This window comes from Streptomyces mabaensis (assembly GCF_053763515.1).
Genome location: NZ_JBSOPZ010000013.1, coordinates 1 through 25,446, shown reverse-complemented (window position 1 = coordinate 25,446; position 25,446 = coordinate 1). Strand labels below are relative to the sequence as shown.

The window sequence follows — 25,446 nt, the reverse complement described above, 5'->3', positions numbered from 1 at the left end:
GAGTGTGACAAGGGGCGGCCCCCGGAACCTCGGTTCCGGGGGCCGCCCCTTTGTCCGTGGACCTCTGTCAGTAAACCTCGCGCGTCAGTACACCTCGCGGACGGCGACGGTCTCCGGGAGCCGGTCGGCCCCCTGCACCGGACCGGCTCCGATGGGTACGTAGAGCCGCTGGAGCGCGGGCAGGGCGCTCAGCGGGGCCAGGTCGAGACCGCGGCGTACCGACTCGTCCCCCACCAGGGCGAGGGTGCCGAGTTCCGGGAAGAGCTCCGGAATACGGCGGAGATCCGCTCCGGCCGAGGATCGGTACGTGAGCGTCAGGTCCCGGACCCCGGACAGGCGGAGTCCGGCCGGGCAGTGCTCCAGGGACTCGGCGATCACGACCAGGGAGGCCAGCTCCCGCAGGCCGGCGAGGTCCGCCCAGTCGGCGGCTGCCCGGGGGCTGGCCCCCTGCCCGAGTACCAGCGTGTCCAGATCCGTCCAGCGGCCGATGCCCTCCAGCCCCCTGCCGGGTGCGTCGGCCTGCGCGAGGTCGAGCAACCGGAGCGGCGCGTCCCGCGGCAGGTCTGCCAGGGTCCATCCGGTGGTGGGCGACACGGCCACGGTGAGTTCCGTCAGCCGGGACAGCGTGGACAGCACGCCGAGATCGTCCAGCGCTCCCAGCCGCTGCAGCTGCAGGGACCGCAGAGGGCAGCTTGCCAGGGCCGAGAGGTCCACCAGGCTCGCGCAGTCGGCGACGGAGAGATCGACGAGTTCGCCGGCCTCCCGGAGGAAGCCGAGGTCGGCCAGCGTCTCGTGGTGGCTGAGGCGGATGTGGGTCGGTGCCGCGGCCCGCACATAGGCCGCCAGCTCCCCGGGCGACAGGCTGCCCTTGGCCTGGAGCAGGGGACGGCCGCCCATGGCCCGCAGGACGGCCAGTTGTTCGTCCGACCGGACGCTGAAGTAGAGACCGGTGGGGTCGAGGTGGGCGATCACCTCGTCCGCGTACCGCTGGATGTCGAACCGGTCCCAGGACCATACGAGCTGGGACCGGACGCGCAGTGAGGGGTGACGGGCGAAGCGGGCGAGCAGCGGGAGGGCGGCGTCGGAGCTGATGTGCGACGCGGTGATCACCGCCATGGCGGCCTCGTCGTCCGTCAGCTCGCCGGGGCCGGGCAGCAGGTCGAGGACGAGCGGCCCCACGCCGGCCAGGTTCTGCGCCTCTGCCGTGCTGCGCGGCGGGATGAGCGTGGCGGCCCGCCGGGTGACCTCCTGCCGGATCACGGGGTCCAGCTCGGTGGCGTGCTCCAGGCAGGCCGCGGCGAGGAGGTAGATGCGGGCTCGTGCGGCGCCGTCGGCCCGGTCGCCCGAGGCCAGCAGCTCGCCGAGCAGCTCCGCCCGTTCGCGCGGCCGGGCGTGGGCGACGGCCAGCCGGATCACGTCCTCCCACTGGTCGTCCGCCGCGTGCGCGATGAGCAGGCCGATGTCCCAGGCCTCCACGGCGGCCCGGGCGCCCAGATAGTCCTGGAAGGTGCGGTGGACGAAGTCGACCGCACCGGCGGCGGGCTCGCGCAGCAGACCGCTGCGCAGCAGGAGATGGCGGAAGATCTCCGCCCCGTCGCCCTGTGCGGCGGCGACGGGCACCGAGGGCAGCGCCTCGCCGACGATCCGCTCGGCGTGCTCGCGGTCCAGCTCGGTGCGGCCGTTGCGGATCAGCCAGTAGGCGAGCCGCTGGAGCAGCTGGGTCTGGGGCTCCTGCTGGAGGTCGATGCCGTCCACGGCGCCCACGTCGCGCTCGCGGTCCCGGCGCGTGAGAAGCATGGTCAGGGCCGCCTCGTACAGCTCCTTGCGGCCGTGCGGCAGGTAGCCGCGCCGGTCGCGGTGGAGGGCGCAGATGAGACCGCACATCAGGGGATTGGTGGCGAGCCTGCCCAGGTCCGGCTGTGTGCGTACGGCGGTGCGGAGCGAGGTCTCGTACTCGTCCAGCCGGTCCCGGTCCCTGCTGTCGCCCCGGGCCGCCGTGTGCCAGCGGGTGATGAACGCCGCGACGTCGGCGGGGCTCATGGGGGAGAGGGTCAGCTCGGCGAAGCCCTCGTCGGCCAGCCAGTTCTCCCGTACGGCCGAGGGGCGGGAGGTGACGAGCCAGCGGTTGCCCGGGAAGGCGTCCAGGAGGTCGCGCAGCCAGCGGCGGGTCCGCTCGCGCTCGGTGTCGGGGATCTCGTCGATGCCGTCGACGAGCAGCAGGCCGCGGCCCGAGGTCAGTACGCGATCCGCCCAGCCGGCCGGCTGAGAGCCGGACAGCGGGGAGCCGATGGCCGCGAGGAAGCGCTCGGGGGCGGGCAGCCGCTCGCCGTGCCGGGTGAGGGTGCGCAGGGGCAGGACGAACGGGATGCGGTCGCGCAGATACGCCATCCGCTCGTCGAGTTCCTGGCGGGCGGCGGAGACCGCGAGCCACTGGACGAGCGTGGTCTTGCCGGAACCGGCGACTCCGCGCAGGAGTACCTGGGCGTGGCCGGCCAGCGCCTGGTCGGCGGGCAGCGGTCTCGCGGCGACGAGGACCAGGTTCTCGGGGCAGTCGTCCCCGCCCTGGCCGAGCGGCGTGACGTGGGCCCACCGGGTCCCGTCGGGGCCGGCCGCGGCACGTTCGGCGACGGTGCGCAGGAGGCTCTCCGGCTCCGAGGCGGCCAGGCTCAGATACGCGGCGTCCAGCTGCCAGCGGTCGGGGGAGTTCGTCAGGTCGATGCCGTAGATCGTGAGCTTGCCGTGCTTCTTCGCGAGGTGGGCGAGGTAGCGCTGCTCGAAGGCGGCGTCCCGCGCGTCCGGGCGGGGGGTGCGGGCGATCAGTTCGTCCATCCTGGCGATCAGCTGGGCCTGGGACCGGCTCTGCTCGACCAGGGTGCGGGCGACGAAAGTCGAGCGCTGGGTGAAGAAGTGCAGGATGTGCAGGCAGGCGGTCCTGGTCAGCCCGTCGTGGAAGGCCGTGGCGTCGGCTGACAGGTGCCCGGTGCCGCGCGCGGCCCGCAGCAGGCGCCGGGCGAGGTCCTCGTGCCCGAGGCGGACGGACTGGACGTCGTCGATGTCGAGGTCGCCGAGTGCCAGCAGGGTCCGGGTGAGGGCGTCGGTGACGGCCTGTTCCTCGTCGGGCCGGACGGGGCGCTCGCCGGTGCGCAGCGCCCGGCGGACGAGTTCGGCGGCGAGCTTGGCCACGTCCTTCTCGGTGAGCGCGCGTTTCTCGCCCCGGAAGGAGACCAGTCCCGAGACCCGGACCGGCTTGTCGACCAGGCCCGCGCCCGGCCCCTCGGTCACGAAGAGCTTCCGGACGAGCGGGGCGACGGCGCTGGACGCGAGGCGGGCGCCGATGACTGCCGGATCCATGTGCGTTTTCCCCCCGAACGGTCCCCGTTTTCCGGTGTCAGCTTAGGGCCGGAGCGTGTGACCCCGGTCTCGATTGGGGGGCTTCCGGCGGGGGCCGACGGTGACAAGGCGCACAGCCGTTTTGGGCGGTACTACGTGGAATAGGAGATTCCGCGGGTGGGGGTGCCGGGCCTCTGGCCCGGGTGGTGTGGGGGCTCCGCCCAGGTGGGGGCGAGGGGGGCGGATCCTTAGGTGGATATTCGGACACAAGGCCCGCGATCTGCGGTTAAACCACCACAGAGTCGCAGAATCGCGGTGTCCGAATTGGGATGTTTTGGGTGTCAACCACGCTGCTTGTCCGGGCCGGTTCTACGAGCTTTGGTAGTAATAGGGGGGTTTGAGTGCAGGTGGGAGCACGGGTTACCAAGGTGTGGCCAGCCCGGCATGTGTGCCGGGTCCATTCATGCCCGGAGGTACTCCCCGTATGTCGAAGCGCACCGATTCCCTCAGCACCCGCCGCCCGTCCGCCCTCCGTACTCGCGCCGCCGTCCTGGCCGCGGGCATGGGAGCCTCGGTGGTGCTCGGGGCGGGCGTCGCGTTCGCCGATGACGCGGTCGCCTCCACGAACGTCCTGGTGAAGGCCGACGCCAAGAAGAAGGCCGCCAAGAAGTCGGCCAACCCGGCGTGGACCAACCCGGTCGCCAACTACACGCTGAGCGCCAGCTTCGGTCTGGGCGGCAACATGTGGTCGCAGAAGCACTCCGGCCAGGACTACGCGGTTCCGGTCGGCACCCCGGTCAAGGCCGCAGGCGCGGGCACCATCGTCAAGGCCGGCCCGAACGGTGGCGGCGACGGCCCCGCGTACGGCAACGCCATCGTGGTCAAGCACGCCAACGGCAAGTACTCGCAGTACGCGCACCTGTCGAAGATCAAGGTGCAGATCGGCCAGAAGGTCAAGACGAACCAGCAGATCGCGCTCTCCGGCAACACCGGTAACTCGAGCGGCCCGCACCTGCACTTCGAGATCCGGACGACCCCGAACTACGGCTCGGCGATGAACCCGGTGGCCTTCCTGCGCACCGTCGGCGTCAAGATCTGACCCTGACTCCGTAGTGCGTACCTCACTCCGTGACGGTGTGAGCCTGCGTGACCAGATCGATGGCGACTTCGAGGACAGCCCTGCGCTTGTCCTCGGGGTCGCCTTCGACGTTCTGCAGGAAGAACATCCCGGCGTGCATGGTGAAGAGCGCGCTGGCGCAGCGCACCTGGTTGACGAGCGGGGTCTCGGGCTCCTTGATCAGGTCGAGCATGACGATCATGCGCTCCTTGAAGGTCTCGCCCACGCTCAGCTCGCGCACCGTGGCCTGGTTCTCCTGCATGAAGCGGAAGAGCGGCGCGGCGCCGGTCGGTGCCTCGCTGTAGCGGCGGAGGATCTCCTGCTTGGTCTCCAGGGTGTGCGGCTGGCCCTTCCCCCACTCGATCAACTCGTCGATGGGCCTGGTCAGGTCCTGGAAGAGGCTGATGAGGATGTCTTCCTTGGTCTTGAAGTGGTAGTAGAGCGCCGCCTTCGTGACGTCCAGCTTCTCCGAGATCTCGCGCAGTGAGGTCTTCTCGTACCCCTGCTCGGCGAAGAGCTCCAGGGCCACGTCCTGGATGCGCTGGCGCGTGTTGCTCCTGCGCGGCTGCTGTGTGCTGGCCATGGATCGCTCTCCCGTAAAACTTACTTGACGCCCGGCTAGTAAGGGGTCTACCTTCCCCAGTGTAGTGAACTAGCCGGGCGGCAAGTAAGTTCCGGGGGAGTGGGGATCATGACGGACATCGGAACCGGGATACCGGAGCACGCGGCCAGGCCGGAAGGCGAGTCGGGCAAACCCGCGCCGAAGCCGCGCAGCGTGCGCGTGGTGCTGCTCGCGCTGATGATCGCGATGCTCCTGGCCATGCTCGACAACATGATCATCGGCACCGCCATGCCGACCATCGTGGGCGAGCTCGGCGGCCTGGAGCACCTGTCGTGGGTGGTCACCGCCTACACCCTCGCCACCGCCGCCTCCACCCCGATCTGGGGCAAGCTCGGCGACATGTACGGGCGGAAGGGCATCTTCCTCACGTCGATCGTGATCTTCCTGATCGGCTCGGTGCTGAGCGGTATGGCCCAGGACATGGGCCAGCTCATCGGCTTCCGGGTGATCCAGGGCCTCGGTGCGGGCGGCCTGATGGTCGGCGTCATGGCGATCATCGGGGACCTGATCCCGCCCCGGGAGCGCGGCAAGTACCAGGGCATGATGGCCGGCGTGATGGCGCTCGCCATGATCGGCGGGCCGCTGGCCGGCGGTGTCATCACCGATCACTGGGGCTGGCGCTGGTCCTTCTACATCAACCTGCCGCTCGGCGCGGTCGCCCTCGTCATGGTCTCGTCCGTACTGCATCTGCCGAAGAAGCAGGCGCAGGGGCGCATCGACTACCTCGGGGCCGCGCTGCTGACCGTCGGCATCACCGCGATCGTGCTCGTCACCACCTGGGGCGGTACGGAGTACGCCTGGGGCTCCGCGGTGATCATGGAACTCATCGCGCTCGGCGTCGCCTCGCTCGTCGGCTTCCTCTTCGTCGAGCGGAAGGCCGCCGAGCCGATCATGCCGCTGCACATCTTCCGCAGCCGCAACTTCACCCTCATGTCGGTGATCGGCTTCCTGACCGGCTTCGTGATGTTCGGCGCGGTGCTCTTCCTGCCGCTGTTCCAGCAGTCAGTCCAGGGCGCCTCGGCCACGAACTCGGGTCTGCTGCTCCTGCCCCTGCTGCTCGCGATGATGGCGGTCTCGCTGATCGCCGGCCGGGTCACCACGAACAGCGGCAAGTACAAGATCTTCCCCATCGTCGGCGGCGCACTGATGGTCGCGGGGCTGTTCCTGCTGGCCCAGATGGACACCGGCACCTCCCGGCTCACGTCCGGGATCTACATGGCGTTGCTCGGCGCCGGCATGGGCTTCCTGATGCAGATCACCATGCTGGTCGCGCAGAACAGCGTGGAGATGAAGGACATGGGCGTGGCCTCCTCCTCGGCCACCCTGTTCCGTACGCTCGGCAGCTCCTTCGGCGTCTCGATCATGGGCGCGATCTTCACCACCCGGGTCCAGGACACGATGGCCGAGCGGGGCGCGGCCGGAGCCACCGAGGGCTCCGCCCAGCTCGACGCGGCGAGCCTTGCGAAGCTGCCGGACGCGGTACGCGAGGCGTACCAGCACGCGGTGGCGGCGGGCATCCACTCGGCGTTCCTGGTCGGCGCGGCGATCGCGGTGATCGGCTTCGCGGCGGCGTGGTTCGTCAAGGAGGTCCCGCTGCGGGGCGCGGGCCCGGTGCCCGCCCGGCCCGCGGCGACGCCCGGCAAGATCGCGGAACCGGTCTGACCCCGGCGGGGTGCACAGGCCCTAACTCGGGAGCCGGACGATCGGGAAGCTTCCCGTGTTCGTCGGGGCGTGTTCGGGCAGCCAGAGCACCGCGATCGCGCCGGCGCCGGCCGCCCCCGGCTCGCTGTCCGGACGGGCGGCGTTGCGGAAGGTCAGGCGCGCCCCCAGGACGCGCGCCTGGCCCGCGGCGATCGTCAGCCCCAGGCCGTGGCCGCCGCCCGCGCGGTCGCTGCTTCCGGTGCGGAACCGGCTCGGCCCCTCCCGCAGCAGCTCCTCGGGAAACCCGGGCCCGTGGTCGCGTACCCGCACCACCCGGCCCTCCACGCTGACCTCGACCGGCGCCCGGCCGTACTTCGCGGCGTTGGCCAGCAGATTGCCGAGGATGCGTTCCAGCCGCCGCGGGTCGGTGCTGACCCACGACTCGTGCACCACGCGTACGACCACGTCCGGGTCCAGCTTCCGCACCCGGCGGCTGACGAACTCGCCGAGCGCCACCTCCTGGAGCTCGGCCCGTTCGGAGGCGCTGTCCAGCCGGGCCACCTCCAGTACGTCCTCGACCAGCACCCGCATCGCCTGCGCCCGGTCCCGGACCAGCTCGGTGGGGCGGCCCGGCGGCAGCAGTTCCGCCGCCGTCAGCAGGCCGGTCACCGGCGTACGCAGCTCGTGCGCGATGTCGGCCGTGACCCGCCGCTCCGCCTCCAGACGCTGCTGGAGCGCGTCCGCCATGGCGTCGACGGCGCGCGCGAGGTGGTCCGTCTCGTCGCGTACGACCCCGCCGACCGCGTCCCGTACGCGTACGTCCGGATTGCCCTGGGCGACCTTGCCCGCCGCGGTGGCCGCCTTGCGCAGCCTGCGGGAGATCTGGCCGCCGATGAGCACGCCGAGCGCGGACCCGGCGAAGACGACCGCGACCGAGCCGATGACCAGCGCCCGGTCCAGGTCCTTCATCACGTTCGCGCTGTCGGTGAAGCGGGTGTGCAGCGACAGGACCTGCCCGTTGCCCAGGGGCACGGCGGCCCACACGTCGGGCGCGCCGGAGCCATGCTCCTGCACGTAGGTGCCGCGCCGTCCCGACGTGGCCTTGGCCTTGAGCGCCCGCGGCAGCTCGGGATCGTTCAGCTTGGCGCCGAGCGGCGGCTTCTTCGCCGCCTCCGCGTTGCGGGCTATGAACTGCACCCGCTCCATCTGCACGTCGCGCGCGTTGTCGAGCATGGAGACGCGTGCGGCGTTGTGCACGACCAGACTGAGCGCCACGGTGATCAGCGCGCCGACCGCCGCGATCGCGAAGCTGATCTTCCAGCGGATCCCCGTGCGCAGGACGAACCGCTTCATGCTCTCAACTTGTAGCCGAAGCCGCGGACCGTCTCGATCCGGTCCTGGCCGATCTTGGTGCGCAGCCGCTGCACATGGACGTCCACGACCCGGGTGTCACCGCCCCACCCGTAGTCCCACACCCGCTCCAGCAGCCGGTCGCGGGAGAGCACCGTGCCGGGCGCGCCGGAGAACTCCAGCAGCAGCCGCATCTCGGTCGGCGTCAGCGCCACCTGCGCGCCGTCCTTGCGTACCTCCATGCCCTCCGTGTCGACCTCCAGGTCGCCGAACGACAGCACACCGCTGTCGCCCCGCGCCTCGGTGCCGCCCGTCCCGCCGGGTCCGCCCGCGTGCCCGAAGCGGCGCAGTACGGCCCGGATACGGGCCACCAGCACGGCCCCGTCGAACGGTTTGGTCACGTAGTCGTCGGCGCCCGCCTCCAGGCCCAGCACGACGTCGATCGAGTCGGCGCGCGCCGACAGCATGATCACCGGGACGGTCGACTCGTCCCGGATCCGGCGGCACAGGCTGACCCCGTCCAGACCCGGCACCATCACATCGAGCAGCGCGATGTCCGGCCGGTTCGAGCGGAACGCCGCCAGGCCGGACAGCCCGTCGGGCATGGCGGTCACCCGGAAGCCGTCACGCTCCAGCGCCAGCTGGGTGGCCTCACGGATGACGTCGTCGTCCTCGACGAAAAGCACATGTGTCTCGGCCATCCGCTGCTCTCAGTCCTCCGACGGCGTGTTCGGCGCCGGCTCCGTGCCGCCGTCGACCGCGTTGCTGTACTCGTTGTGGACCCGGTCCTGCTCGGTGAACCTCTCGCCCGACCAGCGGTACGTGATGACGTCCTCGCCGGACGGGAACGCCACCGAGTCGCCCCGCGCGTACACCTGCTGGGTGAGCACCAGGTCGCCCCGGTCGATCTCCGCGTAGACCGGCGGCTCCTCGGCCGCGAAGACGTTCTCGTACTTCTCGCCGTCGGCCCGGTACACGTACGTGCCGACGCCCACAGCGTCCGCGCAGGACAGGACGTTGACCACGACGTCGTTGACGCCGTTGGCGGTGATCTTCCCGTACGAGACGTCGACCGGGTACTCGTCCGCGACGCACGGCTTCAGATCGCGCTTGACGGCCTCGCTGACCTTCGGGTCGTCCTTGACCAGCGCCACCGCGTCGACGGTCTTCAGCGCCTGGGAGGACGGCGTCGAGGTGGGTCCGACCTTCGCCACCGAGTCGGAGCGGGCCGCGCCCTCGTCGCGCACCCCCGCGCCCCCCGTGGAGCAGCCCGCCACCAACAGGCCGACGGCGGCGAGGCCGGCCGCAGCCGTTCCCGTCGCCGCCCGCGAGGCTCTGTCTAGGCCGCGCACCGCTCCCGCCCCTCGTTCCGTTCATTCCGCGCGACGTGTTCACCGCGCTCCAGCGCCCGTGCGTCCAGGTCGCGGCTCTCCAGCTCCTGACGGAGCCGGGCCAGCGCCCGGTGCAGGGTGCTCTTCACCGTACCCGCCGACATGCCGAGCGCCGCGGCGGTCTCCTCGGTGCTCATCTGCTCCCAGTGTCGCAGGACGACCACGCTGCGCTGCTTGGGCGCCAGCACGCCGAGGATGTCCATCAGCAGGGCGCGGTCGGCGCGCTGCTCGGTGCCGTCCTCGACGCTCGCGTCGGGCAGCTGCTCGGTGGGAACCTCTTCGAGCCGACGGGCGCGCCACCACTCGGTACGGGTGTTGATCATGACCCGGCGGAGGTAGGCGTCGGCCAGCGACTTGTCCGCGATGCCGTCCCAGCGGCCGTACGTACGGGCGAGCGCGGTCTGCAGCAGATCCTGGGCGTCCACGGGGTCCGGGACCAGGCGCCGGGCACTGCGCAGCAGCGCGTCCTGCCGGGTCCGTACGTACTCCTCGAACTCGAGCACCTCGCCGTGCGCCATTTCCGAACCCGCCTCTGCTCCGCCTCCGCTGCTTACGGATCCGAAGCTACGGAGGCGGTGTCACGAGGCTGTGCGGACCAGCCCTCGGTGGGCGCACGGCTGTCCGTAGGTTGTGTAACAGGCCGCGGTCCGGGCCCTAGCCGGCCCCGTGTCAGCTCAGCGGCAGCCGGTAGACCCCGCCCGGCAGCGGCTCCACGAGCCCGTCGGAGACCAGCCCGTCCAGTGCCCTGGCCCGCTGCACCGGCTCCTCCCACACCGTGTCGAGTACGGACCGCGGCACCGGCCCGACCGCCTCGCGCAGGACGGCGAGGAGCTTGCCGCGCACCTGCCGGTCGGTACCGGCGTACGTCTGGCCGCGCCGCGGCGGACCCTGGTGCTCGGGCTTGCCGGCCAGCCGCCAGGCGCACTCCCGTGCGATCGGGCAGCGCACGCAGTCCGGGCTCTTCGCCGTGCACACCAGCGCGCCCAGCTCCATCGACGCGGCCGCCCAGCGCGCCGCCGTCCGCTCGTCCTCGGGCAGCAGCGCGCGGGCGAGCCGGCGCTCGGCGGCGGTGGTGGCGTTCGGCGGGTACTGGACCCCGGTCGCGGCGCGCGCGAACACCCGCCGGACGTTGGTGTCGAGCACGGTGTGCCGCTGCCCGTACGCGAAGGACACGACGGCCGCGGCGGTGTACTCGCCGATCCCGGGCAACGCGAGCAGCTGGCTGTGCTCGCGCGGCACGTCACCGCCGTGGCGTTCCGTTATCGCGACGGCCGCGCCGTGCAGCCGCAGGGCGCGCCGCGGGTAGCCGAGCCGGCCCCAGGCGCGGACCGCCTCGCCCGGCGGCTCGGCCGCCAGGTCGGCGGGGCGCGGCCAGCGGGCCAGCCACTGCTCGTACACCGGGAGCACGCGGCTGACCGGGGTCTGCTGCAGCATGAACTCGCTGACCATCACACCCCAGGGGCCGGCCTCGGGGCGACGCCAGGGCAGATCGCGCGCGTTCTCGTCGAACCACGCGATGACGGGGGCGTGGAGGGCGCTGGGGGCAGTCGTCGTAAGAGCAGTCATGGCAGTCATGGCAGGACCGATCCTGGCACGTTTCGGGCCGGAAGTGGCTGAGGGGTGGCTGAGGGCCGGGTCGCGAGCGGCGCGGACGGGCAACCGGCCGCGCCGCGGGGCCAGTTCCATGATGATGATCGGCAAATCCTGTGCGCAGAACGGCATGTGGGGCGGGACACGGCGCCGATCTCTCGTACAGTTTGCGCCGTGGGATCTCTGCGCAATCCGATCGGGCCGCTTCCCTCCTCCATCTACTGGCGGCGGAGGGCCGTCGCCATGTCGCTGCTCGCGTTGCTCGCGCTGCTGATCGTCTGGGCCGTCGGTTCCGGCGGCGGCAACGGCGACAACGACGGGGGCACGCCCGACGGCAAGGGTCCCGCACCCTCGATCACTCCCGGCCCCACCGGATCGGGTCCCGCGATCAGCGAAGACCCGGGCGGCCGCGACGAGTCGGGCGATACGGGCGGTTCGGGCGCCGGTACGGGCGGCGGTACGGGCGGGGCCGGCGGTGAGCCCGCGGGGGGAGCGGCAGGCGGCACGGCGAACGGCGGCGCGGGTACGCCGGTGCGCGTACCGGCGGACTCCGCTCTGCCCGACTGCGCCCCGAGTACGGTGCAGTTGACGCTGCGCAGCGTCAAGAACACCTACGAGCCGGGCGAGAGGCCGAAGTTCGAGCTGATCGCGAAGAACGTCTCCGGCACCACCTGCAAGGTGGACTTCGGGCCGAAGGCCGCCGTGCTGACGATTACCGAGGCGGGCGGCGACGACGAGGTGTGGTCCTCGGCGGACTGCCCGAGCGGGCCGGGAAGCGTGCTGTTCCGGGTGCCGGCGAAGAGCGGGATCACCCACCGCGTGGAGTGGGACCGCAGGCAGAGCGCGCCGCGGTGCGCGACCCCGCCGGCGAGCGCGGCCAGGCCCGGCACGTACCTGGTGGAGGCGAAGATCCCCGGCCTGTCGGTGACGCCGGCCTCATTCGTGCTGGAGAAGGACTAGGGGTCGGTCGGGCCGGAGCAGGGCGCGGCTCGCCGTGGAGCGGCTGATATCGCCGCGGGCCCGCGAGCCCGGCATGATCGGCGGACACCCCTGGGGGCCGGACATCCCCTAGACGTACCGCTCCAGGATCGACGACTCCGCCAGCCGCGACAGGCCCTCGCGCACCGAGCGGGCCCGCGCCTCGCCCACGCCGTCCACCGTCTGGAGGTCGTCGACGCTCGCGGCGAGCAGCTTCTGCAGGCCGCCGAAGTGCTCCACGAGCCGTTCGATGATCGCGCCGGGCAGCCGCGGCACCTTGGCCAGCAGCCGGTAGCCGCGCGGCGAGACGGCGGAGTCGAGCGTCTCGGGAGAGCCGCTGTAGCCCAGCGCCCGCGCCACGATGGGCAGTTCGAGCAGCTCGGCGTGGCTGAGGGCGTCCAGTTCGGTGAGCGCCTCGGCGACCGTGCGTGAACGCTTGGCGGTTGGTTCCGGGACGTAGTCGCGGATGACCAGCTCGCGCTCGGGCTCGACGCCCGCGATCAGCTCGTCCAGCTGGAGGGAGAGCAGCCGTCCGTCGGTGCCCAGCTCCACCACGTACTCGGCGATCTCGGTGGCGATCCGGCGGACCATCTCCAGGCGCTGGGCGACGGCCGTCACATCGCGGACCGTCACCAGGTCCTCGATCTCCAGCGCGGACAGCGTGCCGGCGACCTCGTCGAGGCGGAGTTTGTACCGCTCCAGGGTGGCCAGCGCCTGGTTGGCGCGGGACAGGATGGCCGCCGACTCCTCCAGGACGCGGCGCTCCCCGTCCACGTACAGCGCGATCAGCCGCATGGACTGGGAGACCGAGACGACCGGGAAGCCGCACTGCTTGGAGACCCGGTCCGCTGTGCGGTGCCGGGTGCCGGTCTCCTCGGTGTGGATGGACGCGTCCGGGACCAGCTGGACACCGGCCCGCAGGATCTTGGTCATGTCCTTGTCCAGGATGAGCGCACCGTCGAGCTTGCACAGCTCGCGCAGCCGGGTCGCGGTGAACTCGACGTCCAGCACGAAGCCGCCGGTGCACATCGACTCGACCGTTTTGTCCATACCGAGGACGATCAGGCCGCCCGTGTTGCCGCGCAGAATCCGCTCCAGGCCGTCGCGCAGCGCCTGGCCCGGCGCCACCGCGCTGAGCGAGGCACGCATCAGCGCCTCGTTGCCGGAACCTCCGCCGGACTTTCCGGATGCTGCCCCGTCCTTGGCTGCCACTGCACTCCTCCGGTCGCGGGTTGCGGTGCCCTGGTGGCACGGTACGTGCTGGTCCGCGCGGCCGACCTGTCGTTTCCTGCCGGAGGTCCGGGCATGGCCGCGGGAGGACTGCAGTATTCGTACGGGCGGGCGAGACCAGGGCAAAGTCTACCGGCGCGCGTTGTCCTCCCGGGGGGCCTCTGCCCGAGACCGGCGCGGGAGCACTCGCAGCGCGTCCCCCATGTCGGCCACCTCGGTGACCTTCATCCCGGCGGGGATCTTGCCGGGATCGGTCGGGACCAGGGCGTGGGTGAAGCCGAGCCGGTGCGCCTCGGCCAGTCGGCGCTGCACTCCGGTGACCCGTCTGACCTCGCCCGCGAGGCCCACTTCACCGATCGCGACCAGGTTCTTCGGCAACGGAGTGTCGCTGGCCGCGGAGGCCAGCGCGAGTGCGATGGCGAGGTCCGCGGCGGGCTCGGAGAGCTTCACCCCGCCGACCGTCGCACTGTAGATGTCGCGCTTGCCGAGCGCCGTGATCCGGCCGCGCTGCTCCAGCACGGCCAGCATCATCGAGACCCGCGAGGTCTCCAGGCCGGAGGTGGTCCGCCGGGGTGAGGGGATCTGCGAGTCGACGGTGAGCGCCTGCACCTCGGCGACGAGCGGACGGCGGCCCTCCAGCGTGACCGTCAGGCAGGTGCCGGGGACGGCCTCCGCGCGGCGGGTGAGGAAGAGCCCCGACGGGTCGGTGAGCCCGGTGATGCCCTCGTCGTGCAGCTCGAAGCAGCCGACCTCGTCGGTCGCGCCGTACCGGTTCTTGACGCCGCGCACGAGCCGCAGCCGCGCGTGCCGGTCGCCCTCGAAGCTGAGCACGACGTCCACGAGGTGCTCCAGGAGGCGCGGGCCCGCGATCGCGCCGTCCTTGGTGACATGGCCGACCAGGAGGGTGGACATGCCGCGCTCCTTGGAGGCGCGGATCAGCGCGCCCGCCACCTCGCGGACCTGGGCCATGCCGCCGGGCGCCCCGTCGATCTCGGGCGAGGCCACGGTCTGTACGGAGTCCAGGACCAGCAGCGACGGCTTGACCGCGTCGAGATGGCCGAGGACCGCGGACAGGTCGGTCTCGGCGGCCAGGTAGAGGTGGTCGCTGAGCGCGCTGATGCGGTCGGCGCGCAGCCTGACCTGACTCGCGGACTCCTCGCCGGTGACGTAGAGCGTGCGGTGCTCCTCGCCGGACGCCTTGGCCGCGACATCCAGCAGCAGCGTGGACTTGCCCACGCCCGGCTCGCCGGCGAGCAGCACGACGGCACCGGGCACCAGCCCGCCGCCGAGCACCCGGTCCAGCTCGTCGACCCCGGTGGAGCGGGCCGTGGCCTGCCTGCCGTCCACCTGGCCGATGGGGAGCGCGGCGGAACTGACCCGGCCGGCCGCGGTGGTGCGGACCGCGGGCGCGCCGTACTCCTCGACCGTCCCCCAGGCCTGGCATTCGGGGCAGCGGCCGAGCCATTTGGCCGTCGTCCAGCCGCATTCGGTGCAGCGGTAGGACGGCCGGTCCTTGGCGGATGATCGAGCAGAGCGGGCAGCCATGTCGTCACCGTATAGGGGAGGACTGACATCCCCGACCGGGCGGCTCTCCAGCCACTCTCCAGCCGGTCATCAGCCGGTCTCCAGTCGCTCTCCACCGGGGCGGAATGCCGAATTCCTGTCCCCTTTTGAGGGATCTGTTCACCCGTAAGGATTAAAAGTGCTCAAGGGGTACGAAGGTGCCCCCATCATCCGCCTACGGTCGCCGGGTGATGAGCAGTAGGCACGAACCCCCCACGCACACCACCGGCGCGCGCCGGGCGCACGGGCGCACTCCGCGCACCTTGGCGCAGACGCCCCCCAGCCGTTACGAGCCGTACCTGGACGGCCTGTTCACGTACTGCCTCTCGGTGCTGTGCGACCACGACACCGCGACCGAGGTGCTCGGCGACGTACTCGCCGTCTCCGAGCGGCAGTTCAGCCGCTGCCCCTCGGGCGAGGGGCAGCGCAGGGCCTGGCTGTACGCGCTCGCCCGCTGGGCGTGCCTGCGCAAGCTCACCGAGCAGCGCCGCAGCCGCCAGGGGGCGCACGCCGGGCAGCGCACTCCGGAGCCCGCGCCGGTTGCACCGGTGTCGGAGGCCGTCGCCCAGCAGCGCCGCCGCGAACTCGCCGCGCTCGCCTGGCCGGAGGCGGCCGGCACCACGCCCGAGCAGCGCGAAGCCCTGGAACTCGCCGTCCGCCACCAGCTGGCCCCGCCCGAGGTCGCCGCCGTACTCGGCATGGAGCCGTCGGCCGCGCGCGAGCTGCTGGCCGGTGCCGCGTGCGAGGTCGAACGGACCCGGGCCGCGCTGGCCGTCGTCGAGACCGGCACCTGCCCGGTCGTCGCCCGCCTCACCGGCGACAACCAGGTCCTGCTGTCCAGCGCGCTGCGCCGCGAGCTCGTCCGGCACGTGGACGACTGCCCGCGCTGCCGGCGCGTCGCCGAGCGCGCCGGCGCGGGCGGGCCGTGGCCGGGCTCCGTCGTCACGCCCGCCGCACTCCCGCTGCTCGAAGCGCCCCGCGCGGCCACGCATGTCGCGATGATGCACGTGCCGCGGGCGCGCGGCGCCGGGCCCCGGTTCGACCGGACCGGCTTCCCCATGGACCCGAAGGACCGGGCGGCGCGGCGCGACCGGCTGCGGGCCCGCGCCGTGACCACCACCGTGGTCGCCACCGTCGTGGCGGCCCCGGTGCTGGCCCTGTGGGCGGCGTACCGCGGGGCGCCCCTCACCGGAGAGATCAGCAGGGACGGTTCTTCGGTCTCCGCGAGCGAGGCCGACGCGCCCGGCTCGTCGGCGGGCCGCCCCTACGACACGTACGAGAACGCGGGCAATGCCCGCACCGAGCCCGTGCCCCGCTTCGCGGCGGGCAGCCACGCGCCCGACGTCTCGGTCGAGGTCATCAGCCCCGCCGGGCCGTCGGCGCCGGGCAAGGTCTCGGGGCCCGGCCGGCTCACCGTGGCGGCCGTGCCCAGCGGCGACACGACGATCATCACCCTGACCGCCTCGGGCGGCGCGCCGGTCACCTGGTCGGCCTGGACGGACGCGCACTGGCTGTACGTGAGCCAGTCGTCCGGGACGCTCGCGCCCGGCGAGTCGGTCACGGTGTACGTGACCGTCGACCACGCGCGGGAGCCGGCGGGCCACTGGAGCGCGCGGATCGGAGTGGACCCGTCGGGCGCGGTGATCGTGGTCGAGGGCCGTGGCGAAACGTCACCCCCGCCGTCGTCGGAGCCGCCCCCGTCGTCCGAACCCCCGCCGTCATCCGAACCTCCCCCGTCGTCGGAGCCGCCCCCGTCCTCGGAACCCCCGCCGTCGTCGGAGCCGCCCCCGGACCCGGCCCCGTCGGACGGCCCGCCGGCCACGAGCGAGCCGGAGCCGGACGGACCGGGCGGCCAGGGGTCGGTGAACTAGGGCCTGTCCGGCGGACCATGGCCGGGGCCACGACGCCTGGCACGGCACCTCGCCGCGTTGCCGAAATGCCCGAATAGCTCCGCTATTAGGACACTCCGGCGCCTTGCGATGCACCGCACCAGACGCCGCGTCCTATCCGGCCCTGATCCGCCGGACAGGCCCTAGGGGGTCCGCTACGAGGGGTCGGCTACGAAGGGTCCGCCGGGTGAGGCGCCATCGGGAGCAGCGACGCCAGCCGCTCCTCGCAGAGCTCGACCAGCCGGTCGTACGCCGCCTTGCCCATCAGCTCCGTCAGCTCCGGGCGGTACGAGACGTACACCGGCTCACCCGCCCCGTGCGCCGACGTCGCCGACGTGCACCACCAGTGCAGGTCGTGGCCCCCGGGGCCCCACCCGCGCCGGTCGTACTCGCCGATCGAGATCTGGAGGACACGCGTGTCGTCGGGGCGGTCGATCCAGTCGTACGTACGCCGGACCGGGAGCTGCCAGCAGACGTCCGGCTTGGTCTCCAGCGGTTCCCGCCCCTCCCGCAGCGCGAGGATGTGCAGCGAGCAGCCCACGCCGCCCGCGAACCCGGGCCGGTTCTGGAAGATGCAGGAGCCCTCCCAGCGCCGCGTCTGGCGGTCGCCGTCCTCGTCGGTCTGCACCCAGCCGGACTCCGTGCCCACGTCATGGAACTGCCACAGGTCAGGGGTGAGCCGTGCCACATGCGAGGCGACCCGCTTCTCGTCGTCCTCGTCGGAGAAGTGCGCGCCGAGGGTGCAGCAGCCGTCGTCCGCGCGGCCGGCCTGGATGCCCTGGCAGCCGCTGCCGAAGATGCAGTTCCAGCGGGAGGTCAGCCAGGTCAGATCGCAGCGGAAGACCTGCTCGTCGTCGGCCGGGTCGGGGAACTCGACCCAGGCGCGGGCGAAGTCCAGGCCCTTCTCGTCCGCGACGGCGGAAGGCTTCGGGCGCGTCGTGGCGGATTTGTCCTGCTTCGCCTTTTTCGTCTTTGGCACGGGTCAAGGGTAAGCGGGTGGAAGGCACTCCGTGGCCGGACAGGCGCCCCGTTCGCAGTAGCGTTCCGTACATGAGACTCGGTGTCCTTGATGTGGGTTCGAACACGGTGCATCTGCTGGTGGTGGATGCGCACCCCGGTGCGTGCCCGTTGCCCGCGCACTCGCACAAGGCGGATCTGCGCCTGGCGCAGCTCCTCGACACCGACGGAGCGATCGGCCCCGCGGGCGTCGACAAACTGGTCGCGGTGGTCACCGACGCCGTGCAGGCCGCCGAGGACAAGGGCTGCGAGGACGTGCTGCCGTTCGCCACGTCCGCGGTCCGCGAGGCGACCAACGCCGACCAGGTGCTCGCGCGCGTACGCGAGGAGACCGGCGTCGATCTGGCGGTCCTCAGCGGCGCGGAGGAGGCCCGGCTGACCTTCCTGGCGGCCCGCCGCTGGTTCGGCTGGTCGTCCGGCAGGCTGCTGGTGCTGGACATCGGCGGCGGCTCCCTGGAGATCGCGTGCGGGATAGACGAGGAGCCGGACGTCGCCGTGTCCCTGCCGCTGGGCGCCGGCCGGCTGACGGCGGGCTGGCTGCCGGGCGACCCGCCGGACGCGGTCGACGTGAAGGCGCTGCGCCGCCATGTGCGGGCCGAGATCGCCCGTACGGTCGGCGCCTTCAACCGGGCCGGGTCGCCGGACCACGTGGTGGCGACGTCGAAGACGTTCAAGCAGCTGGCGCGGATGGCGGGGGCGGCCCGCTCCGCCGACGGGCCGTACGTCCAGCGTGATCTGAGTCGCAAATCCCTGGAGGAGTGGGTGCCGAAGCTGGCGGCGATGACGGCCGGCGAGCGCGCGGTGCTCCCCGGCGTCTCCGAGGGCCGGGCACAGCAGCTGCTGGCAGGAGCGCTGGTCGCGGAGGGTGCGATGGACCTCTTCGGGGTCGACGTACTGGAGATCTGCCCCTGGGCGCTGCGCGAGGGAGTCATCCTGCGCCGCCTGGATCACCTGCCGGTCTCCTAGGGGGTGTCCGGGCGGCGCCCGGCAGCGGCCTTAGGGACCGCCCGGCCCGGGCCCGTACGCTGTCCCTCGTGGCAGAACCAGTGGTGCGCATCCCGGATGCGAAGGTCGCGCTGTCCACGGCGTCCGTGTACCCGGAGTCGACGGCGACGGCCTTCGAGATCGCCGCGCGCCTGGGGTACGACGGCGTCGAGGTCATGGTGTGGACGGACCCCGTCAGCCAGGACATCGAGGCCCTGCGGCGGCTCTCCGACTACCACCAGGTGCCGATCCTGGCCGTCCACGCGCCCTGTCTGCTGATCACCCAGCGAGTGTGGTCCACGGACCCGTGGGTGAAGCTGCAGCGCGCGCAGGCGGCGGCCGAGAAGCTGGGCGCGTCGACCGTGGTCGTCCATCCGCCGTTCCGCTGGCAGCGGCAGTACGCGCGTGACTTCGTGCGGGGCATCTGGCGGATGGCGGACGAGACGGACGTCCGGTTCGCGGTCGAGAACATGTACCCCTGGCGCTACCGGGACCGCGAGATGCTGGCGTACGCCCCCGACTGGGACGTGACGAAAGAGGACTTCCGCGACTTCACGGTGGACCTCTCGCACACCGCGACCTCCCGCATCGACACCATGGCCATGGTCGACCGGATGGGCGACCGGCTGGCGCACGTACACCTGGCCGACGGCAACGGCTCCAGCAAGGACGAGCACCTGGTGCCGGGCCGCGGCAACCAGCCCTGCGCCGAGCTGCTGGAGCGGCTGGCGCGCGGCGGTTTCGGCGGCCACGTCGTCATCGAGGTCAACACGCGGCGCGCGATGTCCGCCGCCGAACGCGAGGCCGACCTCGCCGAGGCGCTGGCCTTCACCCGGCTGCATCTGGCGTCCGTCCTGCGGGCGCCCCGCTCATGACCGACCCGACCGACCCGACTGGCCCGACGGACCCCACGGACCCGGCCGCGCCGCGTCGCAGGGGCCGCCCGGCCCGTACGGACGCGGACAGCGGCCCCGGAGCCCGCGAGCGGATCCTGGCGGCGGCCCGTACGGAGTTCGCCGCGCGGGGGTACGACAAGACGTCGGTACGCGGAATCGCCAAGGCGGCCGGCGTCGACCCGGCGCTCGTCCACCACTACTTCGGTACGAAGGACGAGCTCTTCGCGGCGGCGATCGAGGTGTCCTTCGAGCCGGCCCTGCTGATCCCGGCGGTACTGGGCGAGGGCCCCGAGGGCATCGGGGAGCGGCTGGCGCGCTACTTCATCGGCGTGTGGGAGAACCCGGCGAGCCGGGCCCCGCTGCTGGCGATCATCCGGTCCGCGCTGACCCACGAGGCGGCGGCGAAGGTGCTGCGCGCCTTCGTGCTGCGGCGGCTGCTGGAGCGGGTGGCGGCGGACCTCAAGGTGCCGGAACCGAAGTTCCGGGCGGAGCTGGCCGCCTCGCACATGATCGGGATCGCGATCCTGCGGTACGTGATCAAGGTCGAGCCGCTCGCGTCGGCCGACCCGGAGGACATCGTGGCGATGGTGGCGCCGACGCTCCAGCGCTATCTGACCGAGGCGTGAGCGCGGGCCGGGCCCGCGGCTGACCAAGGTCCGACCGGGGTCCGACCGAGACCCGACCGGGGGCCGACGGAGGCCTGACCGAAAGCTGAGCAGCCCGTCCCGCGATCCGGACGCGCTGTCCAGATCTTGGAGTCGGGGCGTACGCTCGAAGGCAGTCCTATCTGCCTATGGGGAGTGAACCCGATGCCCGAGCTCAGGTCCCGCACCGTCACCCACGGCCGCAACATGGCGGGCGCCCGCGCCCTTATGCGGGCGTCTGGCGTAGCGAGCGCGGACATCGGGAAGCCGATCATCGCGGTCGCCAACTCCTTCACCGAGTTCGTCCCCGGCCACACCCACCTCGCGCCGGTCGGCCGGATCGTCTCCGACGCGATCCTGGCGGCGGGCGCGGTGCCGCGCGAGTTCAACACGATCGCCGTCGACGACGGCATCGCGATGGGCCACGCCGGCATGCTCTACTCGCTGCCCTCCCGTGACCTGATCGCCGACTCGGTCGAGTACATGGTCGAGGCGCACTGCGCCGACGCGCTGATCTGCATCTCCAACTGCGACAAGATCACCCCGGGCATGCTGATGGCCGCGATGCGGCTCAACATTCCGGTCGTCTTCGTCTCCGGCGGCCCGATGGAGGCCGGCCAGGCCACCCTCGTCGACGGCACGGTCCGCAAGCTCGACCTCATCAACGCCATCACGGACGCGGTCAACGAGAACGTCTCCGACGAGGACCTCCTCCGTATCGAGGAGAACGCCTGCCCGACCTGCGGCTCCTGTTCCGGCATGTTCACCGCCAACTCGATGAACTGCCTGACCGAGGCCATGGGCCTGTCCCTGCCGGGCAACGGCTCCGTCCTCGCCACGCACACCGCCCGCAGGGCGCTGTACGAGGAGGCCGGCCGTACGGTCGTCGAGATCACCAAGCGCTATTACGAGCAGGACGACGAGAGCGTCCTGCCGCGCAACGTCGCCACCCGCGCCGCGTTCGACAACGCCATGGCCCTCGACATCGCCATGGGCGGCTCGACCAACACGATCCTGCACCTGCTCGCCGCCGCCCAGGAGGCCGGGCTCGACTACGACCTCACGGACATCGACGCGGTCTCGCGCCGCGTGCCGTGCCTGGCCAAGGTCGCGCCGAACATCGCGCCGGGCGGCACGTACTACATGGAGGACGTGCACCGCGCCGGCGGCATCCCCGCGATCCTCGGCGAGCTCTACCGCGCGGGCATGCTGAACGAGGACGTGCACTCGGTCCACTCGCCCACGCTGGCCGACTGGCTCAAGACCTGGGACGTGCGCGGCGGTTCGCCGTCCGCCGAGGCGGTCGAGCTCTGGCACGCGGCGCCCGGCTGCGTGCGGTCCGCGACCGCCTTCTCCCAGTCCGAGCGCTGGGACTCCCTCGACGTGGACGCGGCCGGCGGCTGCATCCGCGACGCGGCGCACGCGTACTCCAAGGACGGCGGACTGGCCGTCCTCAAGGGCAACCTGGCGGTCGACGGCTGTGTCGTGAAGACGGCCGGCGTCGACGAGTCGATCTGGACCTTCGAGGGCCCGGCCGTCGTCTGCGAGTCGCAGGAGGACGCGGTCGACAGGATCCTGCGCAAGGAGATCAAGGAGGGCGACGTCGTCGTCATCCGCTACGAGGGCCCCAAGGGCGGCCCCGGCATGCAGGAGATGCTCTACCCGACGTCCTTCCTCAAGGGCCGGGGCCTGGGCAAGTCCTGCGCGCTGATCACCGACGGCCGTTTCTCCGGCGGTACGTCGGGCCTGTCCATCGGCCACGCCTCACCCGAGGCGGCGTCCGGCGGCATGATCGCGGTCGTCGAGGACGGCGACCGTATCCGCATCGACATCCCGGCCCGCTCGATCGAACTCCTCGTCTCCGAGGAGGAACTGACGGCGCGCCACGAGGCCCTGAACGGCGTCTACGCGCCCAAGAAGCGCGAGCGCACGGTCTCGGCCGCACTGCGCGCGTACGCGGCGATGGCGACCAGCGCCGACAAGGGCGCGGTGCGGGACGTCTCGAAGCTGGACTGAGCGGGCCGCCGGCCGGCCTCCTGCCTACCGCCTACCAGTCGGCGGGATGGGCCGCATCCACGGCGAACACCGACCCGTCGGGGGCACTGGCGAACACCCGGCCCCCGACGGGCACCGGCGCGGGCAGGGTGGGCGTGAAGGTGTAACGCCCGCCGTCCATCCGGGGCCTGGTCTGCCCCACCAGCGCACCGGTACGGGCATCCACCCCCAGCAGCCGCCCGTCGGCGGCGGTCAGATAGACGCGCCCGGGGGCGGCGACGGGCCGCGACGCCCGGCTGACGGAGGTCTCCAGCCGCCACAACTGGGCCTGCTCGGCACCGGCGTCGCTCCGTGAGGTGTCCACGGCGAGAAGCGACCCCCCGGCCCCGAAGACGTACACGGTGTCCCCACTGACGGCGGCCTGCGCCTGGTCGACGGGCGTGGTGAGGGCCACCCGGCGGGCGGCGCGGGTGGCGGTGTCGAGCCGGACGACGGCGGTGGTCAGGCCGTCCGTACCGCTGGACAGCAGGAACAGCGCCCGCCCGGAAGCGCCCACCGGGGTCAGCCCCCCGGTGACACGGCGCTCCCACAGGTCCGCCCCGGTGCCCGGGTCGAAGGCGGTGACCATCGAGGACGACGCGTCGTCCGACGGCGTGACCACGAAGGCCGGCCCTCCGGCGGGTGCCGGCATCAACTGCGAGCCGATGCCCCCGTGGTGTTTGGTCCAGCGCTTCTCGCCCGTAGCGCTGTCGAGCGCCGTCACCGTGCCCTCCGCGGTGAGGAGAAGCACCGTGGTGGCGGTGTGCCGGAGGGCTGAGTACGGCGAGACGTCGGCGCTCCAGCGTTCGCGGCCCGAGTCGGGGGCGAGGGCCTGCAGCCGGCCCCCGCCGGGCGCGACGACATGCAGCAGCCCGCCGGACAGCACGGGTGCCGAATCCTCGGCGCGCGGCTCGGCGTTCGCGGATGTGGTGGACCAGGCGATGGCCCCGTCGACCGGGTCCAGCCGAGCGGCCGTGATTCCCGGGCCGGCGCAGTAGAGCGCGGCTGCGAGGTACGAGCAGAATCCCGTCGTGTTCTCGCCCCGCGTCAGGAAGGCGGTCTGCCAGGGGTGGAAGGCAGCGGGCTTCGGGTCCGCGACCGGGGCGTTGCGGGGCGGGTCGCCGCCCGGCAACTGGGACGCGCCCAGGACGCCGGCCACCACGACCGCCGCCAGCGCCACGGCTCCCGCCGCCCAGCGGCCGCGCCGCGCGCGCCGGCCGGCGCCGCCGGGTACGGGCTCCTGCGCCGTGGCCGGCCGCTGCTGAGCGGGAACGAAGGCCTGGGTGTCGTCCGACGTCCGGTACCCGGCGGACCGCAGCGCCGCCATCAGCGCGTCCGGAGTGGGCCGCTCGGCCGGCTCCTTGGCGAGACAGCGGGCGATCAGCGGAGCCAGTTCGTCCGGCACACCTGACAGCTCCGGCTCGTTGTGCACCACCTGGTACGCGACGATGTACGGGCTGTCCGAGTCGAACGGCCCACGCCCGGTCGCCGCATGCACCAGGACCGCACCCAGCGCGAACACATCGGCCGCCGGCCCGACCTCACGCGGACGCTGGAACTGCTCGGGCGCCATGAACGGCGGCGTGCCGATCAACTTGCCCGTCTCCGTCCGCAGATCACTGTCGGAGGGCCGCGAGATCCCGAAGTCGATGACCTTCGGTCCGTCCGCCGCCAGCAGCACATTGCTCGGCTTGAGATCGCGGTGCACGACACCGGCCCGATGGATGTCGCGCAGCGCCTCGGCCAGGCCGGCGCCGAGCCGGCTCAGCTCCGCCGCTCCCAGCGGACTCTGCTTGACGCGCTCGGCGAGAGTGGGACCGTCGATGAACAGCGTGGCCATCCAGGGCCGTCCGGCCTCCGGGTCCGCGTCCACGACGGGAGCGGTGAAGGCACCGCTCACCCGCCGCGCGGCGGCGATCTCCTGCCGGAAGCGTGCCCTGAACTCGGGATCGGCGGCATGGTCGGCGTGGACCACCTTGACCGCGAGCCGCAGCCCGGAGGTGGACGTGGCGAGATGGACGACCCCCATGCCACCGGAGCCGAGCACGGATTCGAGCCGGTACTGCCCGGCGTACTGCGGATGCTCCGCCTCCGGGCCCGGCCCGGTGCTGCGCAGCGGCGGCATCGTCCACCCCCGTGAAAGTTCGTGCGCGAGCGCGCGACGCACGGAGCCTAGTCGATGGTGCGTGCGATGTCGGAGGGGCTTGCTAGGGTCTCTGGACTCTGTGTGTGCCTGGTTTCCAGGCTTTTCGGGCGCGGCGTGGCCGTGTGCGGTCGCCATCGTTGGGTCCGAACCTCGGGGTGAGGGGGTGGACTCGGGTGGCGTGCAGATGGTGGAAGCCGGTCCGCTCGGCGGCGCGGGTGCGCCGCCGACAGGTTCCGCGTGAGAGCCGCCTCGATCCGTACGGAAGATGCACGTCTGTACGGATTGGGGCGAGTACTCCATGACCTGACACTGGCCCATGAGGTGCTGGTGTCTGGGTGTCATGCCCCGCCGGACGCTGAACCACCTGGGTGGGGGTGGTGGCGGGGACCGTACGCACTTCGGGCATACGGCGGGAAGTCTTCAGGCCAGGAGCCGGTTCGGCGGCGCGCCGGGCGCCTCGGCCGACAGGACCGGTCGGCATGCTTGGAGTGGGATGCCCCTTGCCCGGGGTGGTGTTGGTGCCACGCGACCGGGGCGTGGCTGTGTTCGCCTGGCGGGCGCGGCGCAGGCGGCGGGTGGTCTTCTTCGGGCGGAGCGCCAGGGTCACGGTGCCGTCGATGGTGGTGCGGATGGTCCGGACGCCGGTGCCGCGTTCGGTGACGGTGTGGGTCTGGGCGAGCAGGCCGCGGGAGACGATCCGGCGGGCGGCCGCGTGGTCGCGGTCCATGGACAGTCCGCAGCCGGTGCAGTGCGCCCATTTCCAGCCCCGTTCGCCCAGCCGGTCGGGGGCGGGGTGGTGCCCCAGCCGCCCCAGGCACCTGGGGCACAGGGCGGAGGTGCCGCGGGCGGGGACGGTGACCACCGCGAGACCGGCCTTCGCGGCCAGGTGCCGGATCGCCTCGGCGACGGTGCCGCGCACCTGCCCCGACAGGCGGGCGTTGCCCCGCCGGTGGCCGCGTGCTTCCAGGGTGGCGAGGTCTTCGAGGTAGATGACGGTAGCGCCGAGCGCGAGCGCCTGGTCGAC

20 protein-coding genes are annotated in these 25,446 nt (G+C 72.3%); 8 read left to right on the top strand and 12 right to left on the bottom strand.

Going from position 1 to position 25,446, the window contains the following annotated elements; genetic code table 11:
- Positions 1–84: 84 nt before the first annotated feature.
- Complete coding sequence (locus ACWV17_RS13745) at positions 85–3,351, bottom strand: NACHT domain-containing protein (RefSeq protein WP_455359904.1); 3,267 nt, start codon at positions 3,349–3,351, stop codon at positions 85–87.
- A 463-nt stretch (positions 3,352–3,814) separates the two neighbouring features.
- Between ACWV17_RS13745 and ACWV17_RS13740 the strand changes: the two genes are divergently transcribed.
- Complete coding sequence (locus ACWV17_RS13740) at positions 3,815–4,429, top strand: M23 family metallopeptidase (protein ID WP_455353648.1); 615 nt, start codon at positions 3,815–3,817, stop codon at positions 4,427–4,429.
- A gap of 22 nt (positions 4,430–4,451) precedes the next feature.
- Here ACWV17_RS13740 and ACWV17_RS13735 read toward each other — a convergent pair whose 3' ends face one another.
- Positions 4,452–5,030, bottom strand: a complete 579-nt coding sequence (locus tag ACWV17_RS13735; RefSeq protein ID WP_455359903.1) for a TetR/AcrR family transcriptional regulator — start codon at positions 5,028–5,030, stop codon at positions 4,452–4,454.
- 108 nt (positions 5,031–5,138) lie between these two features.
- Here ACWV17_RS13735 and ACWV17_RS13730 point away from each other — a divergent pair, with 108 nt between their 5' ends.
- A complete protein-coding gene (locus ACWV17_RS13730) occupies positions 5,139–6,731 on the top strand; it encodes an MDR family MFS transporter (RefSeq protein WP_455359902.1) in 1,593 nt (530 codons plus the stop codon).
- Positions 6,732–6,752: 21 nt separating this feature from the next.
- Here the strand turns inward: ACWV17_RS13730 and cseC are convergent, their stop codons facing one another.
- The 5 genes from cseC to ACWV17_RS13705 all read right to left on the bottom strand — a co-directional run bounded on the left by cseC (position 6,753) and on the right by ACWV17_RS13705 (position 11,026).
- The gene (gene cseC / locus ACWV17_RS13725; protein ID WP_455359901.1) at positions 6,753–8,063 is read right to left on the bottom strand and encodes a two-component system sensor histidine kinase CseC; all 1,311 of its coding nucleotides are present in this window, start codon (positions 8,061–8,063) and stop codon (positions 6,753–6,755) included.
- The gene (cseB, locus tag ACWV17_RS13720) at positions 8,060–8,761 is read right to left on the bottom strand and encodes a two-component system response regulator CseB (protein ID WP_455359900.1); all 702 of its coding nucleotides are present in this window, start codon (positions 8,759–8,761) and stop codon (positions 8,060–8,062) included. Before cseB ends, cseC begins: the two co-directional genes overlap by 4 nt.
- A 9-nt stretch (positions 8,762–8,770) precedes the next feature.
- Positions 8,771–9,412: a hypothetical protein gene (locus tag ACWV17_RS13715; protein WP_455359899.1), complete on the bottom strand. Its 642-nt coding sequence runs from the start codon at positions 9,410–9,412 to the stop codon at positions 8,771–8,773.
- Positions 9,400–9,969 (bottom strand): SigE family RNA polymerase sigma factor, encoded by a 570-nt coding sequence (locus ACWV17_RS13710; protein ID WP_455353642.1) that lies wholly within the window; start codon positions 9,967–9,969, stop codon positions 9,400–9,402. The genes ACWV17_RS13715 and ACWV17_RS13710 overlap by 13 nt, the downstream gene beginning before the upstream one ends.
- 151 nt (positions 9,970–10,120) lie before the next feature.
- Entirely contained in the window at positions 10,121–11,026 is a 906-nt protein-coding gene (locus ACWV17_RS13705) for an A/G-specific adenine glycosylase (RefSeq protein ID WP_455353641.1), read from the bottom strand.
- 189 nt (positions 11,027–11,215) lie between these two features.
- On the opposite strand from ACWV17_RS13705, the gene ACWV17_RS13700 reads away from it, so the two are divergent.
- Positions 11,216–12,001, top strand: coding sequence for a hypothetical protein (locus ACWV17_RS13700; protein ID WP_455359898.1), 786 nt, complete (start codon positions 11,216–11,218; stop codon positions 11,999–12,001).
- A 108-nt stretch (positions 12,002–12,109) separates the two neighbouring features.
- Here ACWV17_RS13700 and disA read toward each other — a convergent pair whose 3' ends face one another.
- Positions 12,110–13,231 carry a DNA integrity scanning diadenylate cyclase DisA gene (disA, locus tag ACWV17_RS13695; protein ID WP_455353639.1) on the bottom strand — a complete coding sequence of 374 codons (1,122 nt, stop codon included), beginning with the start codon at positions 13,229–13,231 and terminating at the stop codon, positions 12,110–12,112.
- A 147-nt stretch (positions 13,232–13,378) separates the two neighbouring features.
- Positions 13,379–14,794: a DNA repair protein RadA gene (radA, locus tag ACWV17_RS13690; protein ID WP_455353638.1), complete on the bottom strand. Its 1,416-nt coding sequence runs from the start codon at positions 14,792–14,794 to the stop codon at positions 13,379–13,381.
- 206 nt (positions 14,795–15,000) lie between these two features.
- On the opposite strand from radA, the gene ACWV17_RS13685 reads away from it, so the two are divergent.
- The gene (locus ACWV17_RS13685) at positions 15,001–16,683 is read left to right on the top strand and encodes a BACON domain-containing protein (protein ID WP_455359897.1); all 1,683 of its coding nucleotides are present in this window, start codon (positions 15,001–15,003) and stop codon (positions 16,681–16,683) included.
- Positions 16,684–16,870: 187 nt separating this feature from the next.
- Here the strand turns inward: ACWV17_RS13685 and ACWV17_RS13680 are convergent, their stop codons facing one another.
- Positions 16,871–17,680 carry a hypothetical protein gene (locus tag ACWV17_RS13680; RefSeq protein WP_455359896.1) on the bottom strand — a complete coding sequence of 270 codons (810 nt, stop codon included), beginning with the start codon at positions 17,678–17,680 and terminating at the stop codon, positions 16,871–16,873.
- Between the two features lie 71 nt (positions 17,681–17,751).
- Between ACWV17_RS13680 and ACWV17_RS13675 the strand changes: the two genes are divergently transcribed.
- The 4 genes from ACWV17_RS13675 (at position 17,752) to ilvD (ending at position 22,258) form a co-directional block, all read left to right on the top strand.
- A complete protein-coding gene (locus ACWV17_RS13675; protein ID WP_455353635.1) occupies positions 17,752–18,684 on the top strand; it encodes a Ppx/GppA phosphatase family protein in 933 nt (310 codons plus the stop codon).
- A gap of 68 nt (positions 18,685–18,752) precedes the next feature.
- Positions 18,753–19,577, top strand: coding sequence for a sugar phosphate isomerase/epimerase family protein (locus ACWV17_RS13670; RefSeq protein ID WP_455353634.1), 825 nt, complete (start codon positions 18,753–18,755; stop codon positions 19,575–19,577).
- On the top strand, positions 19,574–20,224 hold the full coding sequence (locus ACWV17_RS13665) for a TetR/AcrR family transcriptional regulator (RefSeq protein ID WP_455359895.1): 651 nt from the start codon (positions 19,574–19,576) through the stop codon (positions 20,222–20,224). The genes ACWV17_RS13670 and ACWV17_RS13665 overlap by 4 nt, the downstream gene beginning before the upstream one ends.
- A gap of 183 nt (positions 20,225–20,407) precedes the next feature.
- Complete coding sequence (gene ilvD, locus ACWV17_RS13660; protein WP_455359894.1) at positions 20,408–22,258, top strand: dihydroxy-acid dehydratase; 1,851 nt, start codon at positions 20,408–20,410, stop codon at positions 22,256–22,258.
- A gap of 31 nt (positions 22,259–22,289) precedes the next feature.
- Here the strand turns inward: ilvD and ACWV17_RS13655 are convergent, their stop codons facing one another.
- Positions 22,290–24,401, bottom strand: a complete 2,112-nt coding sequence (locus ACWV17_RS13655; protein ID WP_455359893.1) for a protein kinase domain-containing protein — start codon at positions 24,399–24,401, stop codon at positions 22,290–22,292.
- Between the two features lie 82 nt (positions 24,402–24,483).
- Positions 24,484–25,446 (bottom strand): zinc ribbon domain-containing protein (locus ACWV17_RS13650; protein ID WP_455359892.1); only part of this gene is annotated, 963 nt, incomplete at its 5' end.

Coding starts and splice junctions, on each gene's coding strand:
- ACWV17_RS13655 (WP_455359893.1), bottom strand. CDS start 24,401: ATGCCGCCGCTGCGCAGCACCGGGCCGGGCCCGGAGGCGGAGCATCCG.
- cseB (WP_455359900.1), bottom strand. CDS start 8,761: ATGGCCGAGACACATGTGCTTTTCGTCGAGGACGACGACGTCATCCGT.
- ACWV17_RS13705 (WP_455353641.1), bottom strand. CDS start 11,026: ATGACTGCCATGACTGCTCTTACGACGACTGCCCCCAGCGCCCTCCAC.
- ACWV17_RS13730 (WP_455359902.1), top strand. CDS start 5,139: ATGACGGACATCGGAACCGGGATACCGGAGCACGCGGCCAGGCCGGAA.
- cseC (WP_455359901.1), bottom strand. CDS start 8,063: ATGAAGCGGTTCGTCCTGCGCACGGGGATCCGCTGGAAGATCAGCTTC.
- ACWV17_RS13675 (WP_455353635.1), top strand. CDS start 17,752: ATGAGACTCGGTGTCCTTGATGTGGGTTCGAACACGGTGCATCTGCTG.
- ACWV17_RS13735 (WP_455359903.1), bottom strand. CDS start 5,030: ATGGCCAGCACACAGCAGCCGCGCAGGAGCAACACGCGCCAGCGCATC.
- ACWV17_RS13710 (WP_455353642.1), bottom strand. CDS start 9,969: ATGGCGCACGGCGAGGTGCTCGAGTTCGAGGAGTACGTACGGACCCGG.
- ACWV17_RS13740 (WP_455353648.1), top strand. CDS start 3,815: ATGTCGAAGCGCACCGATTCCCTCAGCACCCGCCGCCCGTCCGCCCTC.
- radA (WP_455353638.1), bottom strand. CDS start 14,794: ATGGCTGCCCGCTCTGCTCGATCATCCGCCAAGGACCGGCCGTCCTAC.
- ilvD (WP_455359894.1), top strand. CDS start 20,408: ATGCCCGAGCTCAGGTCCCGCACCGTCACCCACGGCCGCAACATGGCG.
- ACWV17_RS13745 (WP_455359904.1), bottom strand. CDS start 3,351: ATGGATCCGGCAGTCATCGGCGCCCGCCTCGCGTCCAGCGCCGTCGCC.
- ACWV17_RS13665 (WP_455359895.1), top strand. CDS start 19,574: ATGACCGACCCGACCGACCCGACTGGCCCGACGGACCCCACGGACCCG.